Annotated in this window: 4 protein-coding genes; 3 read left to right on the top strand and 1 reads right to left on the bottom strand. The window is 69.5% G+C overall.

Going from position 1 to position 4,051, the window contains the following annotated elements; all coding sequences use genetic code 11:
• Window positions 1-62 precede the first annotated feature (62 nt).
• On the bottom strand, window positions 63-929 hold the full coding sequence (locus tag BHU15_RS07575) for a GVDTG sorting domain-containing protein (RefSeq protein WP_069626467.1): 867 nt from the start codon (window positions 927-929) through the stop codon (window positions 63-65).
• Window positions 930-1,298: 369 nt separating this feature from the next.
• On the opposite strand from BHU15_RS07575, the gene BHU15_RS07570 reads away from it, so the two are divergent.
• From BHU15_RS07570 to BHU15_RS07565, 3 genes are all read left to right on the top strand, one after another.
• Window positions 1,299-1,823, top strand: a complete 525-nt coding sequence (locus BHU15_RS07570) for a relaxase (protein WP_079127978.1) — start codon at window positions 1,299-1,301, stop codon at window positions 1,821-1,823.
• A 36-nt stretch (window positions 1,824-1,859) separates the two neighbouring features.
• Window positions 1,860-2,036: a hypothetical protein gene (locus BHU15_RS38110; RefSeq protein WP_255293051.1), complete on the top strand. Its 177-nt coding sequence runs from the start codon at window positions 1,860-1,862 to the stop codon at window positions 2,034-2,036.
• A 458-nt stretch (window positions 2,037-2,494) separates the two neighbouring features.
• Window positions 2,495-4,051 (top strand): DUF4331 domain-containing protein (locus tag BHU15_RS07565; RefSeq protein ID WP_069626466.1); only part of this gene is annotated, 1,557 nt, incomplete at its 3' end.

Here is a 4,051-nt window from a genome sequence, read left to right as displayed (position 1 = left end):
CAGGCCGCCGCGGTCCATACGCCGCGGCGGCCTGTTGTCTTCATGGTGTGTCGCTCCGCCGGTCAGATCTGGCGGGAAGAGGGTGTGCGGCGGCGGCTGATGGCCAGTGCGCCCGCACTGCCCACCGCGAGTGCGGCAGCGGCTCCCAGCAGTGCGGTGTCGCTCACGTCCTGGGTGCCGCCGTTACCGGCGTCGACACCGCCGGATGGCATGGCGGAGTTGGTTCCCGGGAGGGTCTGGAACCAGAGGAAGGTGTTGGTGGGGATCGGCTGGGTGACGCCGGATTTGGGGTCGGCCGCGAGCTTCTTGATGGTGTCGAAGCTCTTGCCGGCCTGGATCTTCTTGAACGAGCCGGGGTCGGTCACGCCGACGACGAAGACGGGCCACCACTCGGGCCGGTCGTTGTTCCGGTCGGTGATGATGTGGTCGTGGCCCGGCAGCTCCGTGTTCTTCAGCGCGGAGGCCGGCATCTTCAGCGCCGACGCGAGTCGCGAGAGGTCGATGCTGGTGGGGTGGTCCACACACGGCACATTCGCCGGGCACTGGAGCGTCTTGGGACCGGGCTTGAACAGCGGGACCGGAATGTAGAGCGGGTCGGTGAACTTGTCCGACGTGGTCCCGGGCGGCACGTTGTTGTACTTCGCGCCGGCCTCGCACTTGCTCGGCGCCCCGGAGCTGACCGACGGGTCGCAGAAGAAGTTCTGCGTGTAGAGGAACTTGATGGTCTCGCCCTCGTACCAGCCGTCGGTGACCCCGATGTTGCGGCACAGATCCTGCGGCTCGCCGGTGGTGCACTCGTTCTTCAGCGGCTGGACCGTGCGCTTGCCCGTGGGCGAGGGTCCGAAGCCCTCGGCGTCCGCGGCGTCACTCGCCCCCTCGGCGACAGCGAGACCGACCGTACCAGCCGCGGCCAGGCTCAGAGTGGACACACATGCGGCGAGACGGGCCAGACGACGCCGTCGTGATATCGCGCTCATACGTGGAACATCCCTTCGCACGCCCCGCACCCGGGCGGCATCACCGCCAAACAAGCGACCAGGGCAACAGACCGCACTCCAGACGGAGACACGGCTTCGCCACCCCATAATTACCCCCGGTGACACGAAGTGTCTTTCCGTGATGATCCGCGAGGGTGACGGCGCTGGCGCCATCAGGACATCCACAGGAAACGGAGCGCACACGGCAGCGTCGCCCTCGGTGCCCATGAGCAGTCCGGAGTCGACGCGGCCCGCGATGGCGGCGACGACCCTCGCGAGTCCCGGTCGCCCGGGGACGGGGAGGACGGAGCGACCACGGCCATGGTGATCGACATGGCGTTCTTCCTCATCACCGCCGCCGCCCACTGGCACGCCAAGAAGAACCACGCCCAGCAGGCCGCCGCAGCCCGCCAGAGCGCCGAACACCTGCGCACCGCCTACCGGGCCGCCGCTCACCACCCCATGGCCGTACTCCACCAGCGAGGCCAACACCTCACCCAGCACCATCTGCTGCGGCAGGCCGCGCACCTACGCACCGCGGTGCCGGAGCTGGCCGAGCAGATCCTCAACGAACCCGGCTGGCCTGCCCTCGCCGCCACCCTCACCGACGCCGAAACAGCCAGCCACCAACCGGCCACACTGCTCACCGAAGCCACCAAACGCCGCGAGCTGGACACCGCCGACTCCGTCAGCGACGTACTCGTATGGCGACTGCGCCGCATCGCCGACCTGCCCGCCGACACCGAACAGACGCCCCTCCGCCAGGCTGCACCGACACCATCGAGAACACCTACGAGCCGCCGGGCCAAGGGGCATCCGGACCAGCCGCGCCACCGCAGGCGGTGAGGTGGGCCCCACGCGCGCGGGCTCGGCCGGTCGAAGTTGTGCGCAGCGACCGTACGGCAGCTGTTCGGGAACCCGTCGCCCGCTGGCATCCCGCTCGGCGACGCATGGCCCGTTGTACACGCGCTGCCGTACGCGCTGGTGTGCGCGACCGTCATCACGGCCGCGTTCATGGCGCTGGCCCTGGGCAGGTTCCGGCAGATCGTGGTGGGCTGAGAGCCCGAGTTCGATCCTCGTCACTCACTCCACGGCCAAGGCCGAAGTCAGCGACTTGGGCGTTCTCCGCCGCCCGGATCGGCCTTGGGCCCGCGCGTCACCGATCGGCCTAAGGGGCGGGCTCGTGTCGCGCCTCGTTCTGCGTACGGGTTCGGCGTGTCATCCAGGCACGCCACCTGCGCTTTCGCGTCGGACCTCCGTCGGCTTGAACCGCGAGTCCGAGCGAAATAGGCGATTACTTCCTGTTCCTCATGCTTGTCTGCCTTCTGCGTGCCGGGCTCCCGGTGCGCGGTGTTCCCCCGATCGGCGAAGGGGCCCGGACCCCGTGTCTTGTGGCAGCCGTCCGGACGCGTCCCGGACGCCGGGTCGGGCGATCACACCGGCCAGTTGAATTCCGCCTCCTGTCGTGCGGCCCCGCCCGACGCCGGGAGGCGGATTCGCAGACGAGAGGAACACCTTTGAAGACCACTTCCGCACGGCCGCGTTCGCGGCGCACGCTCGATCAGTCCCTGATCGTGCTCGGCGCCGGCGCGCTCGCCACCGGGCTCGCCGTGCTCAGCCTCGCGCCCGGCATCAGCGCCGCGTCCAGTCACCGCGAGGCGCCGATGACCGCCGGTGACCCGCGCGCCGACAACACGGACGTGTACGCGTTCACGAGCCCGGACCGCTCCGACACCGTGACCCTGGTCGCGAACTGGATCCCGTTCGAGGAGCCCAACGGCGGACCGAACTTCTACGCGTTCGCGGACGACGCCCGCTACAACGTCAAGATCGACAACACCGGTGACGGCGTCGCCGACGTCACGTACACCTGGCGCTTCCGCAACGAGGTGCGGGACGCCGAGAACCAGTTCCTCTACAACACCGGACCGGTCCGCCGGATCGACGACCCGAACCTCAACTTCCGTCAGACGTACGACCTGACGGTCACCGAGGGCGGCAGCACCCGCACCCTGCTGCGGAATGCCCCCGTCGCCCCCTCCCGCGTCGGCAAGGCGTCGATGCCCGACTACGGCGCCCTGCGCGCGCAGGCCGTCCGTCAGGTACCCGGCGGAGCGAGGGCGTTCGCGGGCCAGGCGGAGGACCCGTTCTTCGCCGATCTGCGGGTCTTCGACCTGCTGTACGGCGGCGACCTCAGCGAGCGCGGCCAGGACACCCTCGCCGGCTACAACGTCAACTCGGTCGCCCTCCAGGTGCCGAAGAAGTTCCTCGCGCTGCGTGGCGACGCGGCGCGCAACCCCGTCGTCGGCGTGTGGTCCACCACGGACCGCGCGGGCGCGGACGTCATGGGCGGCAGGTCCAAGAGCCACGACGGATGGCGGCAGGTCTCGCGTCTGGGCAACCCACTGGTCAACGAGGTCGTCGTACCGCTCAAGTACAAGGACGCCTTCAACTCGATCTCGCCGGACCAGGACCGCACCGTGCAGCCCGTGGTGGACAAGGTCTACGACCCGATCCTGCCGAAGCTGATCCAGCAGGTGTACGGGATCCCCGCGCCCAAGACGCCCCGTAACGACCTCGCCGAGATCTACCTGACCGGTATCTGCAAGGCGTGCGGCCCGATCAAGGCGGATCTGAACGCGCACCGGCTCAACAAGGACGCCGACCCGGCCCGGATCTTCCCGGCCGAGGAACTGCGGCTCAACATGGGTGTCGCGCCCGCGAAAAAGCCGCAGCGGCTCGGCGTACTCGCCGGTGACCTGGCCGGCTTCCCCAACGGACGCCGCCTGGCCGACGACGCGATCGACATCTCGCTCCAGGCCGTCGAAGGCGCCGCGCAGACCGGGAAGCTCGTCCCGGCGCTGGCCGCGGGCGACAAGGTCGACACCAACGACGTCCGCTTCGGGAAGACCTTCCCGTACCTGGCGCTTCCGAGCACCAGCAAGTCGGGCGGCAAGAGCGGCAAGAGCGACAACCGCGCCGCCGACGCCGACCAGGCGTCCACCGCGCTCGACCCCAGCAACGCCGTGGCCATCGGCGGCATGGGCGCCCTGCTGCTCGGCACCGGCGGATTC

The sequence above is a fragment of the Streptomyces niveus genome (assembly GCF_001723055.1).
Classification (GTDB): Bacteria; Actinomycetota; Actinomycetes; order Streptomycetales; family Streptomycetaceae; genus Streptomyces; species Streptomyces niveus.
The sequence above is the reverse complement of the archived record's forward strand: the minus strand, read 5'-3'. Positions and strand labels throughout refer to the sequence as shown.

What these genes read in the sequence shown, in the direction of transcription:
- BHU15_RS07570 (WP_079127978.1), top strand. Translation starts at nt 1,299, where the DNA reads ATGGTGATCGACATGGCGTTCTTCCTCATCACCGCCGCCGCCCACTGG.